Genomic DNA, 1,722 nt, shown 5'->3' with positions numbered 1-1,722 from the left:
CGACGAACAGGTCGCTCGACCCGGGAGCGGAGCTCGTGCCGAGGGACTGGATGACCCCGCCGTTGACGAAGCTCGGGTCCAGACCCAGCTCGACCATCGCTGTGACGATCATGCCCGTCGACGTCGTCTTGCCGTGGGCACCGGCGACCGCGACGAGGCGCTGGCCGGCGATGAGCGCGGCGAGGGCCTGCGAGCGGTGCAGGACCGGGATGCCGCGGCGCTGGGCCTCGAGCAGCTCGGGGTTGTCCGGCCAGAGGGCACTGGTGACGACGATCGTGTCCGCGTCGCCGACGTTCCGGGCGTCGTGGCCGATGTGCACGTCCGCGCCGAGCTCGCGCATCGTCTGGGTCGTGGCGGTCTCGCGGGAGTCGCTGCCCGTCACGCGGTGGCCGGCGGCGAGGAACATCCGGGCGATGCCGCTCATGCCGGAGCCGCCGATGCCGACGAAGTGGACGGTGCCGAGGTCCTCGGGGATCGGCTGCGTCAGGTCCGGCTTGATGGTCATCGTTCCTCCGTGGTGCTGGTGCCGCTCGGCCGCGTCCGGCTGGCCGGTGTCCGGCCCGCGTCGAGGACGAGGTCGGTCATCCGGTCGGCGCCGTCGCGGTGCCCGACGCTGCCGGCCCGGACGGTCATGTCCGCGATGCGTGCCCGGTCCTGCAGGATGTTCAGGAGCTGGAACGTCACCCAGTCCTCGTCGAATTCCGCGTCCGCGACGAGGACCGCTCCCCCGGCGTCCACGACGTCCTTCGCGTTGTGCCGCTGCTCGCCGTTGCCGACAGGGTACGGCACGAGGACGCTCGGCAGCCCGACGGCGGTGAGCTCGCAGACCATGCCGGCGCCGGCGCGCGAGACCACGAAGTCGCTCGCGGCGTACGCCAGGTCCATGCGGTCGCAGTAGGGCAGCACGTGGTAGCCGTCGAGGTCGCTCGGACCGATGTCGGACTTGCCCCCGACGACGTGCAGGACCTGCCAGCCGGCGCCGACGATGGTCGCGGCGGAGCGGTTCACCGTGCGGTTGATGCTGCGCGCACCCGAGGACCCGCCTGTGACGAGCAGGACCGGACGGGCGGGGTCGAGGCCGAACTCGGCGAGGCCCTCGGCGCGGACGGCGCGACGGTCGAGCGACTCGATCTCGCGGCGGAGTGGCATGCCGACGACCCGGCCGTGGCGGAGCCGCGTGTTCGAGAAGGTCAGGCCGACGTGGTCGGTGAGGAAGGCGGCGAGACGGTTCGCGAGCCCCGGCTTCGCGTTCTGCTCGTGCACGACGATCGGCGTCCCGGTGCGACGCGCCGCGATGTACGCCGGCGCGGCCGCGTAGCCGCCGACCCCGAGGACGACGTCGACCCCGCGGTCGCGGATGATCTGCTCGACACGACGGACGGCGCCGAGGAACCCGCCGGGGAAGCGGAGCGCGGCGGCGTTCGGCTTGCGCGGGAACGGCAGGCGCGGGATCGTCAGCAGCTCGTACCCGCGCATCGGGACCAGGCGGGACTCGAGCCCCTCGGCCGTCCCGAGGACGAGGACCTCGGCGTCGGGCTCGCGTTCGGTCAGTCGGTCGGCGACCGCGAGCAGGGGGTTGACGTGACCGGCGGTGCCGCCGCCGGCGAAGAAAGTAGTGCTCACCGGAGGGTTCCGTTCGTGGTGGTGCGGCCGCTCGGGACCGGGAACGCGCTCGCGCGGCCGCTCGGACCCGGGGACGCGCTCGCGCGGTCGCTCTTGCCC

2 protein-coding genes are annotated in these 1,722 nt (G+C 73.3%); both read right to left on the bottom strand.

Annotated features, from left to right (window positions below; all coding sequences use genetic code 11):
* The coding region (locus I5E_RS09060) for a Mur ligase domain-containing protein (protein ID WP_022906695.1) at window positions 1-505 on the bottom strand (505 nt) is incomplete at its 3' end.
* Window positions 502-1,623 carry an undecaprenyldiphospho-muramoylpentapeptide beta-N-acetylglucosaminyltransferase gene (murG, locus tag I5E_RS09055; RefSeq protein ID WP_022906694.1) on the bottom strand — a complete coding sequence of 374 codons (1,122 nt, stop codon included), beginning with the start codon at window positions 1,621-1,623 and terminating at the stop codon, window positions 502-504. The genes I5E_RS09060 and murG, both read right to left, overlap by 4 nt.
* Between the last annotated feature and the right edge of the window lie 99 nt (window positions 1,624-1,722).

The sequence above is a fragment of the Curtobacterium sp. B18 genome, assembly GCF_000333375.1.
Classification (GTDB): Bacteria; Actinomycetota; Actinomycetes; order Actinomycetales; family Microbacteriaceae; genus Curtobacterium.
This window is presented reverse-complemented; position numbering and strand designations above follow the sequence as displayed.